Origin of the sequence: Mycobacterium pseudokansasii, from assembly GCF_900566075.1 — a bacterium.
Classification (GTDB): Bacteria; Actinomycetota; Actinomycetes; order Mycobacteriales; family Mycobacteriaceae; genus Mycobacterium; species Mycobacterium pseudokansasii.
In genome coordinates this window covers 732,548-751,722 of the sequence record NZ_UPHU01000001.1, presented here as the reverse complement: position 1 = coordinate 751,722, position 19,175 = coordinate 732,548, and the positions used below count along the sequence as shown (strand labels likewise).

Below are 19,175 nucleotides of genomic sequence, written 5' to 3'. Positions count from 1 at the left end.
GGGTATCGGCGCGCCTAGCCTGTTTGCAGGGATAGCACCAACGGTCCCCAGGTAATCAGCGCGCCAACCGCAACCGCGATCAACGTACTGGCGATGTCCTCGGTCTTACGGACTACTCGCACCGCGACCACCAGCCCGAGGATCACCAAGACCGAGAGCACCAATGCCACGATGCTGTTCCATCGCCACAGCTGGTCGAAGGCGATGAACAGACCGGCGCCGAACACGACGGCCAGGATCGACTGCAGCACCACCACAGTGCCGCGCCACAGGGCCACCAGCGCACCCGGGGCACGGCCGGAGCCTCCGGTTTTGTCGGCACGGTCACGGTCGAGCCGTTCCTCGTCGAACACCGCCGGGGCCGCCTCGCCCCGCCGCCGGGCCACCTCGTCGGCCAGCGACTGCCCGCCGAACAGGGTCCGCTCCGCGGCGCCGTCCACATCGTGTAGGTAGGAACGCACGTAGGCTGTCTCGTCGGCGGCCGGTTCAGCCTCGTCCACCGCAACGTCTATCGCGTCCACCGAGGTGTCGACGTAGTGGCCTACCGGGTCGGGACTCATGTGCTCGGCACCGGACTGCTGCTCGGAGGTGTCGCTTTCTTCGGTGTGACGCAAGGGTCGCGGGTACTCGCTGCGTTCGGGGCCCGACTTGCGTCGGGCGATCGGCTCGGATCTGGGCCAGCGCGGTTCGGGCTCGGACCAGTACCTGGCCTTGGCCGGCTCCTCGATTACCGGTTCTGCGGCGACCGGCTCAGGTTGTGGAGGCGACGGCGTGACCGGCTCGGCAACCTCGACGCGTGGTTTGCCGGGCTGTGGCTGAGTTGGCGGTTCGGCCGGGACTGTAGGCGCCGGAGTCTCGGCCGTCTCGCGCCGGTCTTCGCGCCGGTCCTCGCGAATGATCGGGATTTCGCCGGTCAGCTCGGCCACCGTGACCGCATCGCTATCGCCGCGGCGACGGCGACGCCGCCGGGTCACGGCAGGGGCGCCGATGGTGCCGTTTCTGGCCAGTAGTTCGGCGACCGAGATCTGCTTGGTGTCCTCCGTGTCGGAATGTGGTCCAGTCATGGTTTGTTGCCTCTCGATCGGGGAGCGGCATTCCGATCTGCTAACTGACCTCCAGCATCGCGCACCGACGTCGCCACCGGCGAAGTTTCCATGAAGGCGGTCCCGTCGGCCTCGCTGTCGAGTCGGCGCAAGATCACACCTTCTCGCAGCGCCCACGGGCAGATATCCACCGCGTCTATCGACAGCGCTCGCATGCTTGCCTCCGCGACCAGAGCCCCCGCTACGATCTGCGGCGCGCGCTCGGCGCTGACTCCTTCCAGTTCTGCACGGTCAGCGGTCGTCATCCTAGAGATGAAAGATATGAGTTGCCTGAGGCCGTCGGCCGTCAGCATCCGTTTCACCCGCGGTCCGGCGGCCGACGGCGCGGCTCCGGTCAGCCGTGCCAGCGACCGAAAGGTCTTCGATGTGGCGACCGCGAGGTCAGGATTGCCCGCCTCCAGAACGGCCACACTGGCGTCCGACAGCTCTGCGTCGAGCCAGTCACGCAGCATCGCCACCCGCCGCCGGCCGGGCGGATCGTCGGGCAGCCATTCGCGGGTCAACCGGCCGGCGCCCAGCGGCAGCGACAGCGCCACCTCGGGCTCCTCGTCCACGCCGCTGGACAGCTCCAGCGAACCGCCGCCGATGTCGAGGTTGACGATGCGGCCCGCACTCCAGCCGTACCATCGTCGCACCGCCAGGAAGGTCAGCCGGGACTCGTCGACCCCGCCCAGTACCTGCAACTCGACACCGGTTTCCTTGCCTACCCGGGCCAGCACATCTTCGGAGTTCTCGGCTTCCCGCACGGCCGAGGTGGCGAAGGCCATCAACTCGGCACAACCGGAGCTCACCGCGATCTTGGCGAACTCGTCGATGGTCGACACCAGTTTGTCGGCGCCACGCCTGGTGATCTTGCCCGAGCTGTCGGTGGCTTCGGCCAGCCGCAGCGTGGCCTTCGTCGAACTCATCGGCGTCGGATGCCCGCCACGGTGAGCATCTACCACCAGTAGATGGACCGTGTTGCTGCCCACGTCCAGCACGCCCAATCGCACGAGATCAAACTAGCGGGCGACGACGCGGGTCGCTCAGCGACCCGATGCGGGAGCACCATCGGGCTTGCGGGGAGAGCCCGCGCAGGATGCGCCTGCCGCTGGCCGCCCAGACGACCGCAACGGTGGACTAACGTTGCAACCGTGGCAAACTCGCGCCTGAGGCCGGTGCACCCGGGGCAAGAGGTCGAATTGGATTTCCCCCGTGAGTGGGTGGAATTCTACGATCCCGACAATCCCGAGCACCTGATCGCGGCCGACCTCACCTGGCTGCTGTCGCACTGGACATGTGTGTTCGGCACGCCCGCCTGCCAGGGTACGGTGGCGGGCCGGCCGGACGACGGGTGTTGCTCGCACGGAGCCTTCCTATCCGATGACGACGACCGTGCCCGGCTCGACGACGCGGTGCAGAAACTGACCGACGAGGACTGGCAATTCCGCGGAAAAGGCCTGGGCCGCAAGGGATATCTGGAACTCGACGAGCACGACGGCCAACCGCAGTACCGCACCCGAAAACACAAGGACGCCTGCATCTTCTTGAACCGGCCGGGCTTCAAGGGCGGCCCCGGCTGTGCGCTGCACACCAAGGCACTGAAGTTGGGTGTGGCGCCGCTGACGATGAAACCTGATGTCTGCTGGCAGTTGCCGATCCGGCGCAGTCAGGAATGGGTGACCCGGCCCGACGGCACCGAGATTCTGAAAACCACCGTCACCGAATACGATCGCCGCGGCTGGGGTTCCGGCGGGGCCGACCTGCATTGGTATTGCACCGGCGATCCGGCCGCCCATATCGGAACCAGACAGGTGTGGGAGAGCCTGGCCGACGAGCTCACCGAACTGCTCGGCGTGAAGGCGTATGCGGAACTGGCCGAAATATGTAAACGCCGCAGCCGGTTAGGGCTGGTGGCCGTCCATCCTGCGACGCGCGCAGCGCCGAGGTAGCGGACAGGCCCCGGGGGAGTTTGCCGCAACGGCGCTATCCGGCCTCCGCAGCACGATACGATCGGCGCCCAGGCTACGGCGTTTCATCAGCAGTTCGTGGCAGTTCGTGGCAGTTGGTGCAGGCGTTGACCGCGGGCGCCGGCTCGTATGCGGCGGCCGAGGCCGCCAACGCCGGACCGCTGCAATCGATACTCGACCTGATCAACGCGCCCACCCTGGGGCTGCTGGGCGTCCGCTGATCGGCAATGGCGCCGCGGCGCCCGCGGGCAGTGGCAAAAACGGTGGGGATGCCGGGATATTGATCGTGAAACGGGGGCAATGGCGTCTCTGGCACCCTCAACCAGGGGCCGGGCGGCACCGGTGGCACCGGCGGCCTGCTGTTCGGCCAGTACGGGATCAACGGCTAGCACACAGTCAGCTCGTAGATCCCTCGGTGTAGGCCACGATCATCCGCAGCGCACTGGCGCGTAGATACGCCTCGACGGCCGCACCTGCGACAACGGGGTCGCGCGCGAGCACCGCCTCGGTGATCGCGTGCAGATCGGCCAGGACCGGCTCGGCATCGTCGTAGGCCCCGGTCAGCCCGTGCTCGCGGTCGCCGAAGGCGTGCTCGACCCAGCGATACAGCAACCCCAACGCGCGGTTGCGGCTGCTGTGGATGAGCACCCGGAAATAGGCGAGGTCGGCCTCCTGCCGGCCGGCGGCATCATCGGCGTCCCGCAGGGCCGCCAGCGCGTCGCGCAATGCGTGGGCATCGTCGGGGGTGTGTCGCTGCGCGGCCAGGCGGCCGATCAACGGACCTAAAGCCGCGCGGATCTCCAGCAGTTCGGCGAGGAAATCCGGACCCAGTTTGCGTACCAGCGCCTCGACAACGGCGGGATGAGTAAGCCCCTCGGGATCGCGTACCACGCTGCCGCTGCCGTGTCTGACCTCGATCAGGCCCATCTGCTGCAGCCGGGCCAGCCCCTGCCGCAGCGACGTGCGGTTGACCCCGAACTGCGTGGCCAGGTCACGTTCCGGCGGCAGCGTCGAGCCCGGCGGGAAGACCCCGTCCAGGATGGCGTCCGCGATCGACGCGGCGATCTGTTCGTCGACGCGCTGACGGTCCGGCGGCTGAAAGGCACTTGACTGGTTCATTGGCTCAACCAATATAGTGGACGAATCAACCGGAGGTGGAGCAAGTGGACGATGAATTGCGGTCGGCGACAGCCCCGCGCTGGCAAGGTAGGGCCGGACGCCTGGAAGTCTGGTACGCCACCCTGTCCGACCCGTCGACGCGTGCGGGTCTGTGGGTCCATTGCGAAACGGTGGCGCCGACAACCGGATCGCCCTACGGGCACGGTTGGGTCACCTGGTTTCCGCCGGAGGGCCCGCCGCGCACCGAACGTTTCGGTCCGACACCGGTCCAGCCCGCCGCCGGCTCGGCGTGGTTCGACGCCGCCGGCGCCCGGGTGGCGCCCGGAAAGCTGACCGGGCGGGCGGGATCACTGGCCTGGGACCTGGCTTGGGAGGACGCCGGCGCGCCGCTGTGGACGTTTCCCCGGGTAGCGTGGGAGCGCGAGTTGCTGCCGGGCGCGCAGGTGGTGCTTGCCCCCACGGCCGACTTCACCGGCTCGCTGAACGTGGATTCTCAAGGCAACACCACCCATCCCGTCACCGGCTGGCGCGGCGGCGTCGCACACATCTACGGGCATGGCAATGCCAAGCGCTGGGGCTGGATCCATGCCGACCTCGGCGGCGGCGACGTGGTGGAGGCCGTCACCGCGGTGTCGCACAAGCCGGGACTGCGCAAGCTTGCGCCACTGGCGTTCGTCCGGTTCCGCATCGACGGAAAAGACTGGCCGGCAAGCCCTTTCCCGTCCCTGCGGATGCGCACCACGCTCGGCGTGGCGCACTGGCAGCTGGAGGGACACATCGGCGGCCGCAAGGTGCTGATCCGTGTCGATCAACCCCCGGACAGGTGCGTGAGGCTGGAATACACCGACCCGGACGGGGGCCGGGCGGTGTGCACCAACACCGAGCAGGCGGACATTTACGTCGAGGTCGAGGACCGGCGTTGGTCGGTGTTGGGCATCGGGCATGCCGAAGTCGGGTTGCGCGGAGCCGACGCACCCGCCGTCCACGAAAGGACCCCGTCATGAGTTTTCTCCTGGACCCGCCGCTGCTGTTCGCCAGCGGAGCGCTCATCGAGCGCAGGGTGCCCGAAGACCGTCGTGATCTCGCCGAAGCCGCCGTGCTCGGTGTCTTCTTCGCGGGATCGTTCGGGCTCTACAACAACGTGCCCGGCCTGGGGTTCTTGTGGCGCCCGTTCCGCTCGCAGAACGGCCGTGACTTCATGTGGAACAGCGGCGTGTTCGACGTGGATACCGCGGAAGCAGGGTGGCCGTTGCACGCCGCCGCCGGCGGCATCTTCGGGACCTATCCGTTCTTCATCAAACTCGGTCGACGGTTCGGGCGCCGGCGATGAGCCGGCTGGCGGATCGGGCCGTGGCCGCGTTCGGCACGGCGTTGCTACCACCCGAGCACGGTGGTCCAGCGCCGGCTCAGTTCGTCGAACGCGTCGGGCGCTACGTCGAACAGTTGCCGGCGATGCAACGGTCCGCGGTCCGCGCCGGGGTGCTGTCGCTGGCGGCCGCGAGCTACCTGACCACGGGCCGGTCGTTGCCGCGATTGAGTCCGGCGCAGCGGGCCCGGGTGCTGGGCCGGGTCGCCGCCGTCGGCCCCGATATGGGTGCCGCGGTGGAGGGCCTGAAAGCGATCGTGCTGCTGGCCAACGGCGCGGACGCCTACGCCGACGAGCTGCTCGCCCGCGCCCAGAGAAACGACCCGGCGCGCCCGGACGCGGAGCTGACCGTCCGCTCGTCGACGGATAGCGCTTCGGTCGTCACCACCGATGCGGTGATCGTCGGCTCCGGGGCCGGCGGCGCCATGGCCGCGCGCACGCTGGCGCAGGCCGGCGCCGGCGTCGTCGTACTCGAAGAGGGGCGGCGCTGGACGGTCGAGGAGTTCCGTAGCACCCACCCGATCGACCGCTATGCCGGCCTTTACCGCGGCGCCGGGGCCACCATCGCGCTGGGCCGCCCGTCGGTGGTGCTGCCGATGGGCCGGGCGGTCGGGGGCACCACCGTCGTCAATTCCGGCACCTGCTTTCGGCCACCCGATGCCGTGCAACGCCGCTGGCGCGACGAATTCGGGCTCGGCCTGGCGGACCCGGACCGGCTGGCCGGTTACCTCGACGAGGTGGAGCGCACGCTTCAGGTCGCACCGGCGCCGCGCAACGTCATGGGCCGCAACGGCAACCTGCTGCTCGAGGCCGCCACTGCGCTGGGCTGGCGGGCTGCGCCCATCCCGCGCAACGCGCCAGGCTGCGAAGGCTGCTGCCAATGCGCGATCGGCTGCCCCGGCAACGCCAAGTTCGGCGTACATCTCAACGCACTGCCGCAGGCCTGCGCGGCCGGCGCGCGGATCGTCTCCCACGCGCGTGTGGAGCGGGTGTTGCACGAGCACGGACGCGCCCGTGGCGTGCGGGCCCGCCGGCCCGACGGCACCGCGATCGATGTGCTGGCAGACACCGTCGTCGTCGCCGCCGGAGCCACCGAGACGCCGATGTTGTTGTGGCGCAGCGGTCTTGGCGGCCATCCCCGGCTCGGCCGGAACCTCGCACTGCATCCGGCGACGATGCTCGCCGGCCGCTTCGATGACGACGTGTATGCCTGGCGCGGCGTGCTGCAAAGTGCGGCGGTCCACGAGTTCCACGAATCCGACGGGGTGCTGATCGAGGCGACCGCCACGCCGCCGGGCATGGGCTCGATGGTCTTTCCCGGCTACGGCGCCGAACTGCTCGGCTGGCTGGACCGGGCTCCCCGGGTCGCCACCTTCGGTGCGATGGTGGCCGACCACGGCGTGGGATCGGTCCGGTCGGTGCGCGGGGAGGCGCTGGTGCGCTACGACATCGCCCGCGCCGACATCGCCAAGCTGCGAGTCGCCATGGAGGCCATCGGCCGGCTGCTTTTTGCCGCCGGGGCGGCCGAGGTGCTGACCGGTGTGCCTGGCGCGGGCACCGTGGCATCACCCGCCGCGCTGCAGGATGTGCTGCGGCGCGCCGACCCGCGCGGCCTGCACCTGGCCGCGTTCCATCCGACCGGGACCGCGGCCGCGGGCGCCGACCCGCAGATCTGTCCCGTCGACCCGAGCGGCCGGCTGCGCGGCGTCGACGGCGTGTGGGTTGCCGACGCATCGATCCTGCCCAGCTGCCCGGAGGTCAACCCGCAGGTGTCGATCATGGCGACGGCGCTGGCGGTGGCTGACCAGATAGTCGCCGGCCGTACAGCGCCGACTATGTGAGCTAAAGAGCGCCAGCCAGCGCATTTCAGGTTCTCCCAACAACTACCAAAGGCGCATCCGGATAGTGAGATCCGGCGGCGACAAAGGCCTGCGTTGGGAGGACAAGTCATGTCATTCGTGATTGCGACGCCCGAAGTTCTGGCGTCGGCATCAGGAGACTTGATCGGCATCGGCTCGGCAATCAGCTCAGCCAACGTGGCCGGGGCCGCCCCCACGACCGGGTTGGCGGCGGCCGCCGGCGATGAGGTGTCGGCGGCCATCGCCGCGCTGTTCAACGCACACGCTCGGGAGTACCAGGAGTTCAGCGCTCGGGTAGCGATGTTTCACGACCAGTTCGTGCGCACGCTGCAGGCGGGCACGAACTCCTACACGACCGCCGAGGCCGCTAACGCCGGCCAGCAGTTGCTCGACGTGGTCAACGCACCGGCGCGGGCACTGCTGGGACGCCCCCTGATCGGTAACGGCTACGACGGGGCGCCCGGCACCGGGCAGGCCGGTGAAGCCGGCGGCGTGTTGTTCGGCAACGGCGGCAACGGCGCGTCCGGTGCGCCTGGACAGGCCGGCGGCGCCGGTGGTGATGCGGGATTCATCGGCAGCGGCGGGACCGGCGGGACCGGCGGAGTCGGTGCGCGCGGCGGAAACGGCGGTGCCGGGGGCTGGCTGCTGGGCAACGGCGGCGCGGGCGGAACCGGGGGGATCGGCGCCGCCGGCGGTAATGGCGGCAACGCCTACTTCTTCGGTGACGGCGGCGCCGGCGGGCGCGGCGGCACCGGTCTGGCCGGCGCCAACGGCCTCAGCCCCACCGATTCCGGCACCGCCGCCACCGGGCAGCATGGCGACAACGCGTCGGGAACCGATAACTTCCCGCAAGGCGGCTCGGGCGAGATTGGCAGTCCGGGCGGGACCGGCATCAGCGGCGGCACGGGCGGGGCGGGCGGTGACGCGAAGCTCGTCCTGACCAAGGCCGCCGCTCCGGTTCTGTACGAAGCGATCGCGGGTAACGGAGGCGACGGAGGTCCCGGACCCAACGGCGGCGCCGGCGGGGCCGGCGGCAACGCGACTGTCATGCCGGATGGAAGCGGCCCCGGGCTGTCAGTCACGGGTTTGGCTCGCGGCGGCGGCGGCGGTTACGGCGCCGACGCTGGCGCGCCCGGCGGCTCGGGCGGCGCGGGCGGCCCCGGCGGTGCCGCCACGTCCTCCACCCTCCGTGCGACAGCCTTCGGAGGCTTCGGCAGAGGCGGTGGCAACGGCGCGGCCGGTGACCTGTCCGGCGGGGCGGGCGGCAACGGAGGTGCTGGTGGTAACGGCGGCCAGGCCGGGCTATTCATCGGCAACGGCGGCGCCGGTGGCGCCGGTGGCGCTGGAGGCGCCGGCGGGTTCGGGATGTCGGGCGGTGTGGGTGGCGCCGGCGGTGACGGCGGAATGGCATCAGCTGCCGGTGGCAACGGCACGGGTGGTCTGGGCGGCGACGGCGGCGACGGCGCTGACGGAAAGACCGCAGGCGGCCACGGCGGTAACGGCGGCACCGGCGGTATCGGGGGCAACGGCGGGCGGCTGTACGGCAACGGCGGCGCGGCCGGTGATGGCGGTGCCGGCGGCGCCGGCGGCGCCGGTGGTTCGGGCGGTTCTGGCGGAACCGGCGGCGCCGGGGGTGATTTCACCGCAGGCATAGGCAAGGGCGGCGATGGCGGCCATGGCGGTGACGGCGGTGACGGCGGCGACGGTGGCGACGGCGGCAACGGCGGGGCAGCCGGAACGTTCGGCCTCGGGGGATTGCTCGGGCCCACCAGCGATGGCGGAATCCGGATAGGTATTGGCGCCGGCCCGCTGGGATCGGGCGGAGCTGCTGGTGCGGGCGGAGCGGCCGGTGCCGCTGGGGCGGCCGGCGTCGGCGGAACCGCCGGAACCGGGTTGTTCGAGGGCACCGCTGGGATTGACGGCACCGATGGCACTGCCGGCACGGCAGGCGTCGCGGGCCAAGCCGGTCAGCCCGGCCCATCAGGGACCTGGCCGGGATTATTCTAGGCCTGACCAGCCAAAGATGTTGTGGCCCATCGGCTTTGGGCTCCCGTGTTGGGCCGAATGACACTCGATCGGCGAACCGCCCGCCGCCCGGTCACACTCGCGGGGCGTGATTACCGTCGGCTCGGTTCCGCCGCCGGCGGCACCGGGATCGATACCAACCCGTCGGGCCCGAGCAAGCGGTTAGCCCTCCAGCTTGTAGCCCAGGCCCCGCACCGTCACCAGGTGCACCGGGTTGGCGGGGTCGGCCTCGATCTTGGACCGCAGGCGCTTGACGTGGACGTCGAGCGTCTTGGTGTCGCCGACGTAGTCCGCACCCCAGACCCGGTCGATCAGCTGGCCGCGGGTCAACACCCGCCCGCTGTTGCGCATCAGGTATTCCAGCAGGTCGAACTCCTTGAGCGGCAGCGTGATAACTTCGCCGTTCACCGAGACGACATGGCGTTCGACGTCCATGCGCACCGGCCCTGACTCCAGGATGCCGTCGCTGGACTCGGCGTCGTCGTCGCCGCCCCGGCGCAGCACCGCGCGGATCCGGGCGATCAACTCACGTGCCGAATACGGCTTGGTCACGTAGTCGTCGGCGCCCAACTCCAGCCCGACCACCTTGTCGATCTCGCTGTCCCGAGCTGTCACCATGATCACCGGCACGCTGGACCGGGCACGCAACTGCTTGCACACGTCGGTGCCCGACATGCCCGGCAGCATCAAATCGAGTAGCACGATGTCGGCGCCGGCCCGATCGAACTCGGCCAACGCCGACGGACCATCGGTCACCACGGTCGCCTCAAAGCCCTCCTTGCGCAGCAGAAACGCCAGCGGATCGGCCAACGACTCCTCGTCCTCCACGATCAACACGTTGGTCACCAGCGCCACTCCTTCTCATTGCTTCGCACTGCATCGTCGCCGGCGCGGGTCACCGCCTCAGCTCTTCCTCTCGTTGCGGCCGGTTGGGCCGCACCTCACGGGCACGCGGTTGGTCCCACTGCTCGGCATCGTCCTTCTCCGGCGCCGCCGGAATCGACAACGTGAACGTGGAGCCGGTTCCGGGTTTGCTCCACACCCCGATGCTGCCGTTGTGGTTGGCGGCCACGTGTTTGACGATGGCAAGTCCCAGTCCACTGCCGCCGGTGGCCCGCGAGCGCGCCTTGTCGCCCCGGAAGAACCGCTCGAAGACTCGCTCCTGGTCCTCGAGCGCGATCCCGATTCCGCGGTCCGTGACCGCGATCTCGACGTTGTCGCCACGGCGGCGCCGGCTGATCGAGACCAGCGACCCGCGTGGTGAATAGGCGATCGCATTGGAAACCAGGTTGGCCAGCGCGGTAACGAGCAGGGTTTGGTCGCCGAGCACCCGCAACCCGCTGGGCGCATCGGTGCGAACCTCGATGTCAGCAGTGTCCGCAGCCACTTTGTGACGTGAAATCGCCTCGGACACAATGGTATCGACGTCAACGTCGGTCACATTGTGCAGCCCCTCGGCACCCTGCAGCCGGGACAGCTCGATCAGCTCCGCGACCATGTCGCCCAGTCGATTGGCCTCGATGAGCACCTTCTCAGCGAACCGCCGAACGGTGTCGGGATCATCCGGCGACGCGAGTAGAGCTTCGGCAAGCAGGGCCATGGCGCCAACCGGGGTCTTGAGTTCGTGACTCACGTTGGCCACGAAGTCGCGCCTGGTCGCCTCCATCCGGGCATAGTCGGACTGGTCATGGACGAAGACCACGACGAACCTGCGGTCTTCCTCGCTCAGCAACCGGGCGTGCCCGTGCACCAACAGTCCGGAGCGGCCGGCCACACGCTTGGCGGGTGACAGATCGAACTCGACGTCGTCACCGCCCAACGCCTGCTGCGCGGCCCGCCAGGCTTGGTCGTCGAGCTGCCGGTCGCGCACCAGGCCCAGCTCCCTGGCCCGATGGTTGAGGTAGACGACATCACGATGAGCATCCACCACCGCCGCACCCATCGGCATCAGGGCGACGATGCGCTGCAGCATCTGCGCGACGGTGATCCCGGCTCGCTCGGTGGCCGCGTGCTGGCGGCGCCGCGCGACCCGCTGCGACAGGCGGTTTCCCGCCGCAACACCTACGGCCAGCGCTAGCGCGGACAACACCCCAGCCAGCAACAGTGCCGAGAACACAGTCACAAGCAAAATCCTACAAACTCCGGTGAACGCGGCCCTAGCCGAGCAAGGCCGAAATCGGACAAGTCACACCAATCGCCACAGGTGTTCGGCTGTCGTTCACGCGTTGTTCAGCAAACAGGCCTACCAGCGCCGACGATCAGACTTTGGCCGTGCCTTGGCTGGCCACCGCGGCAGCGCCGGCAGCCGCGGCCTCCGGATCCAGGTAGCGGCCGCCGGGCTGCACCGGGCGCAATTGGCGGTCCAGGTCATAGCGCAGCGGAACGCCTGTCGGGATGTTCAGTCCGACGACGTCGTCGTCGGACATCCCGTCCAGATGCTTGACCAGCGCCCGCAACGAGTTGCCATGCGCCACGATCAACACCGTCTTGCCCGATCTCAGGTCGCCGACGATGACGTCGGTGTAGTAGGGCAGAAACCGGGCCACCACGTCGGCCAGGCACTCGGTCAGTGGGCCACCGCCGATATCGGCGTACCGCGGGTCGGCGTCCTGGCTGAACTCGCTGCCCTTCTCGATTGGCGGCGGCGGTGTGTCGTAGCTGCGCCGCCAGGCCATGAACTGCTCTTCGCCGTAGCGCGCCTTCGTCTCCGCCTTGTTGAGACCCTGCAGCGCCCCGTAGTGGCGTTCGTTCAGCCGCCAGCTGCGCCGCACCGGAATCCACAGTCGGTCGGCGTGGTCCAGCGCCAGATGCGCGGTCGTGATCGCGCGCCGCAACAAGGACGTGTAGAGCACGTCCGGCAGCAAGTCGTGCTCGGCCAGCAGCTCGCCGCTTCGGATCGCTTCGGCCTCGCCCTTTTCGGTCAGGCCGACGTCCACCCAGCCGGTGAACAGGTTGAGCGCATTCCAGTCGCTCTCACCGTGGCGCAGCAGCACCAACGTGGCAGTGTCTCCCATGCCGGCAAGTCTCTCACGCGTCCTCACCGTCATCACCGTCCTCACCGTCATCACCGTCGATCAGATGCGCAAAAGCCTGCAGATTCTTCAGCGATTCGCCGCGCGACACCCGCCATTCCCACTCTTTTTGAATCGATGAACGAAAACCCAACTCCAGCAACGTATTAAAGTCCGAGTCCACCGCCTCGAGCACCTGCCCGAGCACCCGGTCGATCTCCTCGGCGTCGACCGAGGCCAGCGACATCCGGCCCACCAGGTAGATGTCTCCGACCTTGTCCAAGGTGTACGCGACACCGTAGAGCCGGCGGTTGCGTTTGAGCAGGAACCGGTAGACACCCTCGTGGTTCTCGTCCGGTTTGCGGCACACGAAGGCTTCGACGCGCACCGAATGCTCCCCGATGCTCAAGATGGTGTTGGTCTTGAGCTTGCGTTCACCCGGCAACTCCACCACGATGCCCGCCGGCCCACCATGCGCGCCGGCGTGTCGCGAATAGTTCAGCCGACTGGCCTGCAGCGCCTGTTCGATCACCTGCGTCACGGTCTCGGCCGCATCGGAGGCCCACGGGGAGGAAGTCACGCGCCCACCCCGCGACGAGCCGTCCAGCGGCGCGGTTTGCGCACCGCAACCAGGTCGCGCACCCGGCGCCGGCGCCCCGCGGTGAAGTCGCCGATCGCCCGCCGGTAACTGGCCAGCAGTGCGTCGGTGGTGTGGTCCCACGAGAACGCGGCCGCGTGTTCGGCCGCCGCGGCACTCATCACCCACCCCTGCGGGCCGTCGTTGCCACGCAGTAGCCGCCCGATCGCGTCGGCCCACCGGTCCACGTCGTGTCCGGACACCAGCGTGCCGGTGATCCCGTCGCGCACCGCGACCGGCAGCCCCCCGACCGCCGCCGCCACCACCGGCGTACCGCAGGCCTGCGCTTCGATGGCCACCAGACCGAACGACTCCGAATAGCTCGGCACCGCGACCAGGTCGGCGGCGTGGAACACCGTCGCCAGATCCGTGCGGGACTGTGGCGGCAGGAACGTCACTCGCTGCGCGATACCGAGTTCGCCGGCCAGCCGCGCCAGTCCCGCCGGCGCGGCAAGTCCACTGCCCGACGGCCCGCCGGCGACGACGACGCGCACTCCCGGGAGCTTGGCGGCGGCGCGCAGCACGATGTCGGGTGCCTTCAGCGGCTGGATCCGTCCGACGAAGGCCACCACGTGGCCGTCCAGCGGCAACCCCAGAGCGGCCCGCGCTGCCCGCCGGTCGCCTGGTGAGAACACGTCGAGGTCGACACCGGGATGAACGACGTCAACGCGCGCCGGATCTGCATGATGGATCGAAATCAGTTGTCGGGCTTCATCTTCGGTGTTGACGATGAGCCGGTCCGCCTCGTCGACAACCTGCTGTTCGCCGACGATACGCAGCGGCGGCTCGGGCGCGTCACCGTCGGCCAGCGCCGCATTCTTCACCGCGGCCAGCGTGTGGGCGGTATGCACCAACGGCACCGCCCAGCGATCGCGGGCCAGCCAGCCGACTTGGCCGGACAGCCAGTAGTGCGAGTGCACGATGTCGTAGTAGCCCGGTTCGTGGGCGGCTTCGGCGCGCAGCACCCCGGCTGCGAACGCGCATAACTGGGTGGGCAGGTCGTATTTGTCCAGACCCTCGAAGGGCCCGGCTACCACGTTGCGCACCAGCACGCCCGGCGCCACCTCAACCACCGGTGGATCCATCGAAGCGGTGGCCCGGGTGAAGATCTCCACCTCGATACCCCGCCGGGCCAGGTGCAGCGCAGTTTGCAGCACGTAGACGTTCATGCCGCCGGCATCGCCGGTCCCCGGCTGGGCCAGCGGCGAGGTATGCACCGCCAGCAGAGCGACCCGGCGTGGGTGTTCGTCTCCGGCTAGCCGGGGACTGTCGCTGTGGCGCACACTGTCATCTTTACAGGACGGTTTCCGGGGCCAGGCCCGCGCACGGGCAGAAGCCGCACTAAGCGAGCGCCCCCGGCTCGGTATCCGACAGCCGGGTGTCCAGTGCCCCGGCACGACGCATCGCGCCCAACGGGTCGGCGTAGAGCCCGCCCAGCGACACGATGCCGGCCCCGGCTTCTTGCACTCGGTTGCCGAACGCGGTGACCCGGATGTCCCGCGGCGGCAGCACCGAGGATGCGGCGAAGGCCTGCTCCACCTGCTCCATACCTTCCGGGTACTCGGTGAACGCCTGACCACCCACCACCAGTTCGTCGGGGTTGAGCAGGTCGCGCAGCAGCGCCACCGACTCGCCGAGCACCCGGGCCCGCTCCCCCAAGAGCTCCCTGGCCTGCTGGCTACCGGCGCGTGCCGCCCGGAGCAGGTCGGTGACGGTGCCGGCCGAGCCGTTGGCGCGCGTCGCCGTGGCGGCCGGAATGATCCGCAGGCGGCGCGCGGCCGCCAACACCGCCTCGTCACTGACGGTGGACTCGAGCTGTCCGGTGCCGCCCAGGAGCTCGGAGCGGGCCGGCAGGCCCGCAATGGTGCCGGGCCCGCTGGCCGGGCAGTGCACCCGCCCGTCGATCACCAGCGCGTAACCCACGGTCTCGCGCGCATAGACGTACAGGCTGGTCGACGAGCCCGGCGCGAACCGTCGCATCCCGAGCAGCAGCTCGGCACCGGCCATGGCATCCACGTGGGATGCCACCGAGACGGGAAGGCCCAGCGCATCGGCCAGCACCGGGCCGACCGGTGCCCGCTGCCAGCCCAGCCGGGCGTGATCGACGTGGCCGGTCGCTCCGTCGACGGTGCCGCCGATCGCCACTCCCACCCACAACGCCCGACGCCGATGCCAGCGCCTCAGGTAGCGGCAGGCACTGTCGGCCAACGACCCCAGCGCCGCCCCCGCGGCACTGAGCGGTGTCGGCGTCTCGACCGCGTCGAGGGTGCGACCGAACAGGTCGGCGGCCACGATACTGGTCGTGCGCGCACCGATGTGGATGCCCAGCGTCACGAACGGCTCGTGGTTGACCTCCACGGGGACCCGGGGCCGCCCGATCGCCCCGGAAACCGCCAAGTCGGCGCGCTCACGCAGCAGACCGGCCTCGAGCAGCGCGATGACCTGGCGATTCACCGTCGCGATGCTCAGCGAGGTCACACTGGCGATGACGTCGCGTCCGACGGGGCCGCGCAATCGCACGGCCCGGAAGACGGACGCAGCCGCGGAGTCAGCCAGGTGCAGCGACGGCGGCACGACCTGGCGGTACGGTCGCGGCCGGCTACCGCGGGCGGGGCGATGGGTGGTGAGAGTAGTCGAGTGCACTGTCGTCCTTATTCCGAGTTCAACTGGCCGGGTCCTTGGCCACGCTTGACCTGAGTCAGGCGCGACAAAGTACGCGGCAACAACAGGCGCCCGCGCAAAGACACGCGGTCGTCGTGTTGAACCAGGCGCTGCAGTACACACCGAAAATTTAGCACGTTTATTAGAGTGGTCCCGATGACAACTCCCGAGGCGCCGAACCGGGTTGCGGTGGTTACCGGTGCCAGCTCCGGTATTGGTGAAGCAACCGCTAAAACCCTTGCGGCACAAGGGTTTCATGTAGTCGCGGTGGCTCGTCGCGCGGATCGGATCAGTGACCTGGCAGACCAGATCGGCGGCACCCCGGTTGTGGCCGACATCACGGACGACGCGGCCGTGGCCGCGCTGGCCGCGAGACTGAGCCGGGTCGACGTCCTGGTCAACAACGCCGGTGGCGCAAAGGGCCTGGAACTCGTCGCCGACGCCGACCTGCAGCACTGGCGCTGGATGTGGGAGACGAATGTGCTGGGCACGCTGCGAGTGACCCGCGCGCTGCTGCCCAAGTTGATCGAATCGGGTGACGGGCTGATCGTCACCGTCACTTCCATTGCGGCACTTGAGGTTTACGACGGTGGCGCCGGCTATACGGCCGCCAAGCACGCCCAAGGTGCGTTGCACCGCACGTTACGGGGGGAGCTGCTGGGAAAGCCGGTCCGGCTCACCGAGATCGCGCCCGGCGCGGTGGAGACGGAGTTCTCGCTGGTCCGCTTCGACGGTGACCGGCAACGCGCGGACGCCGTCTACTCCGGGATGACGCCGCTGGTGGCCGCCGACATCGCCGAGGTGATCGGATTTGTGGCCTCGCGGCCGCCGCACGTCAATCTGGACCAGATCGTGATCCGGCCGCGCGATCAGGCTTCAGCGACGCGCCGCGCTAACCACCCGGACCCGCGCTAGGTTCCGGCGTGCCGGACAAGCTGGGCGCAGTCGACGGTGTGGCCGGTGCGGTGACCGGGATCTGCGTCCCCGGGGGACGCGAGGTCGGGCGTGGCAGCGCCGACATCGACAACCAGGTGTCCCAGTCCACGGCCCAGTCCCAGATGTCGCCGTCGGCGTAGGACAGCTGGATCGTGCTGCCGGTCACCTCAACCGGGTCGCCGTACATCGCGGTGTGGAAGTACTCCTCGGCGTTGTCCGTCGACAGGTTGATGCAACCGTTGGTGACGTTGCTGTTGCCCTGCGCCCCCGCGCTCATCGGGTTGGCATGAATGAATTCGCCGTTGTTGGAGATGCGCACGGCCCAGCGCTCGTGCACATTGCTGTAGCCGGCCGCCGGGTTGGACATGTAGAAGTCCGCGTATTTCTCGGTGACCACGTGGATCCCGTTGCGAGTCACATTGCGCGCCTTATCGGCTTCGCCGTAGCTGCACGGGAAGTCCATGATGACGCCCTCGTCGGTGACGACCTGGATGCGGTGGGAGGAGACTTCGGCCTTGACGACTTGCCGCCGCCCGATCTGGATGCTCAACGAGAAATCCTGGGCGCCGTAGGCCCCGTCACCGAACGGCAGCCCGTAGAGCTTGGCGTCGACGTTGACGGTGGCGCCCGCCGGGTAGTACTCGCGGGGACGCCAGTGCACCCGGGCCCCTTTCGCCTCGTCCGGCAGCCAGGCCCAGCTGCCCTCGACGGGCGGGTTGGTGGTCACCGTGAGCGCCCGCTCCACGGAAGCCTTGTCGCTGATCGGCGCGTCGAACTGGATGATGATCGGCGCCGCGATCCCGACGGTCTGGCCGTCGGCCAACTGGAAGCCGCCGTCGATCTTCTTCTTGGGTGTCACGGTGGTGAATTTGCCGGCGACCGGAATCGCCTTGCCGTCATGGCCAACGGCCGCGCCGCTCCAGCTGTAGGTGGTGTCGTAGCCCAGCGGCTCGGTGATGGTGTACACCGTGTGGTCCTGGTTGTAGGTGCCGGCAACGAGCTTGCCGGACGGGTTGGTCAGCGCTACGCGCTGGAACCAGCCGTCGCCGACCTCGACGCTGATCGGGGCGATCGGCAACACGTCGTCGGCGGCATCGGCCGGCCGGAATGTCAGATGGGGCGCAGCCGGCGGCTTCTTCTCGGATTGCCTGGTGACCCCGCCCGCGCAGGCGGCCAGCACATTGGGCGCCAGCACCCCGGCCCCCAATGCCATCAAAGCCAAGCGCCGGTTGATCGGCCCCTGACCTTGGGGGGTGCTGGAGGTGTTCACGAGATTCAAAGATACCGGGCGAATCCGTCCGTAACCGGCTGCAAGCGCCGGCGAACCCGCCGCGGCAACTGTGCGGTGAGCGTAATCGGGCACGAAAGTAGCAGCTACAACCGGCAACCGATCAGGATCGGTTCGGGTTGCAATGTGATACCAAACACATCACGGACGCCGTCGCGGATCGTGCGGGCCAGTAGCATCACGTCGGCCGCCGTCGCGGTGCCCCGGTTGGTCAACGCCAGCGCGTGCTTGGTGGACAGCCGGCACGGGGCGGCCTCCCCGGTGAGCGCCGGATCCGGATACCCCCTGCCGAAACCGGCGTGCTCGACCAGCCAGCCCGCGGCCAGCTTGACACCGCCCGGCGCCGGATAGTGCGGCACCGGACCGTCCACCGCCACCGCCAGCCGTTCGTAGACGTCCGGTGCGACCACCGGGTTGGTGAAAAACGACCCCACACTCCAGGTGTCATGGTCGGTCGGGTCGAGCACCATGCCCTTGCGCGCCCGCAGTGTCAGGACGGCCGCGCGGACGGCTTGCGGGTCGGCCCGCTCGCCGCTGACCGCACCCAGCGCCGCCGTCAGTTCGCCGTAGCGCAACGGCGCGCTGCGGCCCGAGGCATCCAGCGCGAACTCCACCTCCAGCACCACGGCCGGCAACCGCAGCCCGTCAGCCTGCTTGAGCACGCTGGTGCGGTAGCCGAAGCCCAGGGCGGCGCCCGGTACCCAGTGCACCTGGCCACTGCTGCGGTCCAACAGCCGTACCCGGCTGATGACGTCGGAGACTTCCACGCCGTACGCCCCGACGTTCTGCACCGGGGTCGCACCGGCCGATCCGGGTATCCCCGACAGGCATTCCAGCCCGCCCAGACCGTGGCCGATGGCCCTGAGCACCACGTCGTCCCATACCGCGCCCGCCTCGGCGCGCACCAGCTTGCCGTCGACGGTGATGCCGGCATTGGCCAGGCGCACCACGGTCAGGTCGGCCACGGCATCGCCGATCACCACATTCGAGCCGCCAGCAAACACCAGCACCGGCCCACTGTTTTCGGCTCGGGCATCGGCGTCCAGCTGCCGCAACACCGCGACCACCTGATCGCTGGTGGCGCAGGTGATTACGCGCCGCGCCACGGGTCCCACCCGCAATGTCGTCAGCGGCGCCAGCGGCACCGACTCCTCGACGCGCGCGCCGGCAAAGCGTGAACCGACTGCGCTCCATTTCATGGCCCGTAACGGTAGCCTGACC

The 19,175-nt window shown here is 69.3% G+C and carries 18 protein-coding genes; 7 read left to right on the top strand and 11 right to left on the bottom strand.

What is annotated here, in order from left to right; all coding sequences use genetic code 11:
- Positions 1–14: 14 nt before the first annotated feature.
- Together EET10_RS03445 and EET10_RS03440 are read right to left on the bottom strand one after the other, a co-directional pair.
- Positions 15–1,064: a hypothetical protein gene (locus tag EET10_RS03445; RefSeq protein WP_099187993.1), complete on the bottom strand. Its 1,050-nt coding sequence runs from the start codon at positions 1,062–1,064 to the stop codon at positions 15–17.
- A complete protein-coding gene (locus EET10_RS03440; RefSeq protein ID WP_036398709.1) occupies positions 1,061–2,095 on the bottom strand; it encodes a Ppx/GppA family phosphatase in 1,035 nt (344 codons plus the stop codon). The genes EET10_RS03445 and EET10_RS03440 overlap by 4 nt, the downstream gene beginning before the upstream one ends.
- Positions 2,096–2,236: 141 nt before the next feature.
- Here EET10_RS03440 and EET10_RS03435 point away from each other — a divergent pair, with 141 nt between their 5' ends.
- Positions 2,237–3,034, top strand: a complete 798-nt coding sequence (locus tag EET10_RS03435) for a DUF3109 family protein (RefSeq protein WP_036398711.1) — start codon at positions 2,237–2,239, stop codon at positions 3,032–3,034.
- A 116-nt stretch (positions 3,035–3,150) separates the two neighbouring features.
- Positions 3,151–3,273, top strand: coding sequence for a hypothetical protein (locus EET10_RS31550; RefSeq protein WP_276862740.1), 123 nt, complete (start codon positions 3,151–3,153; stop codon positions 3,271–3,273).
- A 175-nt stretch (positions 3,274–3,448) separates the two neighbouring features.
- Here EET10_RS31550 and EET10_RS03425 read toward each other — a convergent pair whose 3' ends face one another.
- Complete coding sequence (locus EET10_RS03425; RefSeq protein WP_036398713.1) at positions 3,449–4,171, bottom strand: FadR/GntR family transcriptional regulator; 723 nt, start codon at positions 4,169–4,171, stop codon at positions 3,449–3,451.
- A 44-nt stretch (positions 4,172–4,215) separates the two neighbouring features.
- Between EET10_RS03425 and EET10_RS03420 the strand changes: the two genes are divergently transcribed.
- The 4 genes from EET10_RS03420 to EET10_RS03405 all read left to right on the top strand — a co-directional run bounded on the left by EET10_RS03420 (position 4,216) and on the right by EET10_RS03405 (position 9,403).
- The gene (locus EET10_RS03420) at positions 4,216–5,175 is read left to right on the top strand and encodes a hypothetical protein (RefSeq protein WP_122502731.1); all 960 of its coding nucleotides are present in this window, start codon (positions 4,216–4,218) and stop codon (positions 5,173–5,175) included.
- On the top strand, positions 5,172–5,501 hold the full coding sequence (locus tag EET10_RS03415; RefSeq protein WP_036398715.1) for a hypothetical protein: 330 nt from the start codon (positions 5,172–5,174) through the stop codon (positions 5,499–5,501). Before EET10_RS03420 ends, EET10_RS03415 begins: the two co-directional genes overlap by 4 nt.
- The gene (locus tag EET10_RS03410; RefSeq protein WP_036398718.1) at positions 5,498–7,378 is read left to right on the top strand and encodes a GMC family oxidoreductase N-terminal domain-containing protein; all 1,881 of its coding nucleotides are present in this window, start codon (positions 5,498–5,500) and stop codon (positions 7,376–7,378) included. The genes EET10_RS03415 and EET10_RS03410 overlap by 4 nt, the downstream gene beginning before the upstream one ends.
- Positions 7,379–7,486: 108 nt before the next feature.
- Complete coding sequence (locus EET10_RS03405) at positions 7,487–9,403, top strand: PE family protein (RefSeq protein ID WP_122501898.1); 1,917 nt, start codon at positions 7,487–7,489, stop codon at positions 9,401–9,403.
- A 180-nt stretch (positions 9,404–9,583) separates the two neighbouring features.
- Here the strand turns inward: EET10_RS03405 and regX are convergent, their stop codons facing one another.
- The 6 genes from regX to EET10_RS03375 all read right to left on the bottom strand — a co-directional run bounded on the left by regX (position 9,584) and on the right by EET10_RS03375 (position 15,712).
- Entirely contained in the window at positions 9,584–10,267 is a 684-nt protein-coding gene (regX, locus tag EET10_RS03400) for a two-component sensory transduction protein RegX (RefSeq protein WP_036399571.1), read from the bottom strand.
- A 49-nt stretch (positions 10,268–10,316) separates the two neighbouring features.
- Positions 10,317–11,543, bottom strand: coding sequence for a sensor histidine kinase (locus EET10_RS03395; RefSeq protein WP_099187987.1), 1,227 nt, complete (start codon positions 11,541–11,543; stop codon positions 10,317–10,319).
- Between the two features lie 136 nt (positions 11,544–11,679).
- Positions 11,680–12,435, bottom strand: coding sequence for a phosphoglyceromutase (locus EET10_RS03390; protein ID WP_036398720.1), 756 nt, complete (start codon positions 12,433–12,435; stop codon positions 11,680–11,682).
- A gap of 13 nt (positions 12,436–12,448) precedes the next feature.
- Positions 12,449–13,012: a type III secretion system chaperone family protein gene (locus EET10_RS03385; protein WP_174719671.1), complete on the bottom strand. Its 564-nt coding sequence runs from the start codon at positions 13,010–13,012 to the stop codon at positions 12,449–12,451.
- A complete protein-coding gene (gene mshA / locus EET10_RS03380) occupies positions 13,009–14,352 on the bottom strand; it encodes a D-inositol-3-phosphate glycosyltransferase (protein ID WP_081260489.1) in 1,344 nt (447 codons plus the stop codon). The genes EET10_RS03385 and mshA overlap by 4 nt, the downstream gene beginning before the upstream one ends.
- 58 nt (positions 14,353–14,410) lie before the next feature.
- Entirely contained in the window at positions 14,411–15,712 is a 1,302-nt protein-coding gene (locus tag EET10_RS03375) for an ROK family transcriptional regulator (RefSeq protein ID WP_063466961.1), read from the bottom strand.
- Between the two features lie 174 nt (positions 15,713–15,886).
- Between EET10_RS03375 and EET10_RS03370 the strand changes: the two genes are divergently transcribed.
- Complete coding sequence (locus EET10_RS03370; protein WP_036398722.1) at positions 15,887–16,645, top strand: SDR family NAD(P)-dependent oxidoreductase; 759 nt, start codon at positions 15,887–15,889, stop codon at positions 16,643–16,645.
- Here EET10_RS03370 and EET10_RS03365 read toward each other — a convergent pair.
- Positions 16,623–17,945: a L,D-transpeptidase gene (locus tag EET10_RS03365; RefSeq protein WP_423793627.1), complete on the bottom strand. Its 1,323-nt coding sequence runs from the start codon at positions 17,943–17,945 to the stop codon at positions 16,623–16,625. The two genes, EET10_RS03370 and EET10_RS03365, sit on opposite strands and share 23 nt — an antisense overlap.
- Before the next feature lie 95 nt (positions 17,946–18,040).
- Positions 18,041–19,153 (bottom strand): UDP-N-acetylmuramate dehydrogenase, encoded by a 1,113-nt coding sequence (locus tag EET10_RS03360; RefSeq protein ID WP_036398724.1) that lies wholly within the window; start codon positions 19,151–19,153, stop codon positions 18,041–18,043.
- Between the last annotated feature and the right edge of the window lie 22 nt (positions 19,154–19,175).

Coding starts and splice junctions, on each gene's coding strand:
- EET10_RS03445 (WP_099187993.1), bottom strand. CDS start 1,064: ATGACTGGACCACATTCCGACACGGAGGACACCAAGCAGATCTCGGTC.
- EET10_RS03425 (WP_036398713.1), bottom strand. CDS start 4,171: ATGAACCAGTCAAGTGCCTTTCAGCCGCCGGACCGTCAGCGCGTCGAC.
- EET10_RS03415 (WP_036398715.1), top strand. CDS start 5,172: ATGAGTTTTCTCCTGGACCCGCCGCTGCTGTTCGCCAGCGGAGCGCTC.
- EET10_RS03410 (WP_036398718.1), top strand. CDS start 5,498: ATGAGCCGGCTGGCGGATCGGGCCGTGGCCGCGTTCGGCACGGCGTTG.
- EET10_RS03405 (WP_122501898.1), top strand. CDS start 7,487: ATGTCATTCGTGATTGCGACGCCCGAAGTTCTGGCGTCGGCATCAGGA.
- EET10_RS03390 (WP_036398720.1), bottom strand. CDS start 12,435: ATGGGAGACACTGCCACGTTGGTGCTGCTGCGCCACGGTGAGAGCGAC.
- EET10_RS03370 (WP_036398722.1), top strand. CDS start 15,887: ATGACAACTCCCGAGGCGCCGAACCGGGTTGCGGTGGTTACCGGTGCC.
- EET10_RS03360 (WP_036398724.1), bottom strand. CDS start 19,153: ATGAAATGGAGCGCAGTCGGTTCACGCTTTGCCGGCGCGCGCGTCGAG.